Annotated in this window: 1 protein-coding gene; it reads left to right on the top strand. The window is 48.5% G+C overall.

Going from position 1 to position 2854, the window contains the following annotated elements; translation table 11 throughout:
* A partial coding sequence (locus J7438_RS24985; protein WP_209278762.1) for an RAP domain-containing protein occupies positions 1–2737 on the top strand: 2737 nt, incomplete at its 5' end.
* Positions 2738–2854 lie beyond the last annotated feature (117 nt).

Raw genomic sequence — 2854 nt, 5'->3', positions numbered from 1 at the left:
ATCTGCTCGTTATGGTGATCACTATGATGGTAAAACACACAGTCAATTTGCCTGTTCAATCAAACAATACACATCAAGGGAAAAACGACCATTAAATCATAGTGAACAACGCCAACTGATACCATTGCTGCACGATTTTAAAGTGACACCCGGGTGGACCTGGCGAAGCCTGACAACGATGCTTCATTCATTTACTTCAGCGGGTGTTTTTATCCCTCATACATACATGGATGAGGGGAATAGGGAAACTCAAGCTGCTTTACTGTCAGCTTTACTGGATACAGTAATACTTAAGTGCAATCAAAAATCTGAAGCTTGGGATATTGATGCCCAAGGCACCGCCAACCTGCTGTGGGCCGTGGCGAAACTGGTGGACAATGGGCTGCAGCTTGAGAAGACACCAAAGCTGAAAGAGGCCGTGGTCGGGCTGTTGCCCCATGTGCAAACCAAAGCTGAATCAAAAGAAGAAAAAGACTACTTTATTCCTCAGCATATCACCAACCTGTTGAGGGCCTTGGCGAAGCTGGTGGGCAACGGGCTGAAGCTTGAGAAAACACCGAAGCTCAAAGAGACAGTAGCCGCGCTGTTGCCCCATGTGAAAACCAAAGCCGAATCAAAAGAAGAGAAAGACCACTTCAAGCGACAGGAGGTTGCCAACCTGCTGTGGGCCTTGGCGAAACTGGTGGACAACGGGCTGGAGTTGGAGAAGACACCGAAGCTCAAAGAGGCCGTGGCCGCGCTATTGCCCCATGTGAAAACCAAAGCCAAATCAAAAGAAGAGCAAGACCACTTCAAGCCACAGGAAGTCGCCAACCTGCTTTGGGCCGTGGTGAAACTGGTGGACAACGGGCTGAAACTGGAGAAAACACCGAAGCTCAAAGAGGTCGTGGCCGCGTTGTTATACCAAGTGACAACCAAAGCCAAATCAAAAGAAGAGAAAGACCACTTCAAGCCCCAGGAAGTCGCCAACCTGCTGTGGGCCGTGGCGAAACTGGTGGAAAATGGGCTGAAACCGGAGAAAACACCGAAGCTCAAAGAGGTCGTGGCCGCGTTGTTATACCAAGTGACAACCAAAGCCAAATCAAAAGAAGAGAAAGACCACTTCAAGCCCCAGGAAGTTGCCAACCTGCTGTGGGCCGTGGCGAAACTGGTGGACAACGGGCTGGAGCTGGAGAAGACAGCGGATAGTAAAGAGGCCGTGACTGCGCTATTGCCCCATGTGAAAACCAAAGCCGAATCAAATGAAAAGAAAGACCAATTCAAGCTACAGGAAGCTACCAACCTGCTGTGGGCCGTGGCGAAACTGGTGGACAACTGGCTGGAGAAGACACAGAAGTGCAAAGAGGCCGTGACTGCGCTGTTGTCCCATGTGAAAACCAAAGCCGAATCAAAAGAAGAGAAAGACCACTTCAAGCCACAGGAAGTCGCCAACCTGCTGTGGGCCGTGGCGAAACTGGTGGACAACGGGCTGGAGCTGGAGAAGAAACTGAAGCTCAAAGAGGCCGCAGCCGTGCTATTACCCCATGTGAAAACCAAAGCCGAATCAAAAGAAGAGAAAGACCACTTTATTCCTCAGCATATCACCAACCTGCTGTGGGCCCTTGCGACACTCGTAGACAAAGGGCTGGAGAAGACACCGGAGCTCAAAGAGGCCGTGGCCGTGCTGTTGTGCCATGTGAAAACCAAAGCCGAATCAAAAGAAGAGATAGACCACTTCAAACCACAGGGAGTCGTCAATCTGCTGTGGGCCTTGGCAACACTGGCGGACAGCGGGTTGGCGCTGGAGAAAACAGCGAAGCTTAAAGAGTCCGTGCCCGCGCTGTTGCATCATGTGAAAACCAAAGCTGAATCAAAAGAAGAGAGAGACGACTTCAACACTCAAGGTACCATCAACCTGCTGTGGGCCCTGGCGAAACTGGGTGAGGCCATCGAGCTGAACCTGGTTCAATCTACGTTCGATTTTCTTGTCAACAGAATCAGTAAAGATCCTCAACTCTCTCAGCAAGATATATCGATGTCTCTCTGGGGAGTCATGGCATTCTGTGCCAGATTTTATCTGGATTCAGGCAGTAATGATAAACACTCGCTTGAAAAGCACATAGGTGAACTATTTTCCCGTATGGGCAATACGTCTCCGGGCAATATGCAGGTTCAATCCGTCATTGCCATGGCCGCAAGCTGGCTTGGCAGAGCGTGTCCGGTGGTCCCCCATTACCAGACAGTTAATTCAGAATTGCAATCCACTTTCCGCGATCAACTCCAATCAAGCCTTCCGTTGTTGAAGATTGAAGAAGAAAAGAGTCTGAACACATTACCTCCGGTTGACCTGCTGCTGCCAGATTACAACATGGTGATCGACGTTCAGGGACCTTTTCATTACGTGAGTGGTGATTTCAAAACCAGGAATGGTTCGACCTTGCTGAAAATCGCCCTGCTGCAGAAATTGGGATTTGAGGTCATTGAAATCCCGGTGAACGAGATTGATAACCGGGATTCAATCAAAACAGTTATTGAGCAAATAAAGGCAAAGTTAGCCGTCCTGCCAGAGGCTCATGGCTCTGTGTCACTTAACAGCGGCGAGTGGGCGGCAGATGAGGCATATTTTACTGCCGATGATGGAGGGCAATGTTCAGATGACTGTTATTTTACGGCCGAAGAATATTTAGAAGAGCAAATAAAAAAGCCCAAAAAAAGAAAAAGGAAGAGAAAAAGGCCAGTAAAAACTGCTGCCTGCTGATGCCGTAGAATAGTCTATTTTTTATATTTTCCATGAATTAATGAAATATAATTATGGACAGAAGCGGTGCTGGTATAAGTTGGAAATACACAACTTCAGGTAATGATTACAAACAAT

The organism is Thalassotalea sp. G20_0 (assembly GCF_017744175.1).
Classification (GTDB): domain Bacteria; phylum Pseudomonadota; class Gammaproteobacteria; order Pseudomonadales; family Endozoicomonadaceae; genus Endozoicomonas.
Note: the sequence above shows the minus strand (reverse complement) of the source record. Positions and strands in the feature narration are given on the sequence as shown.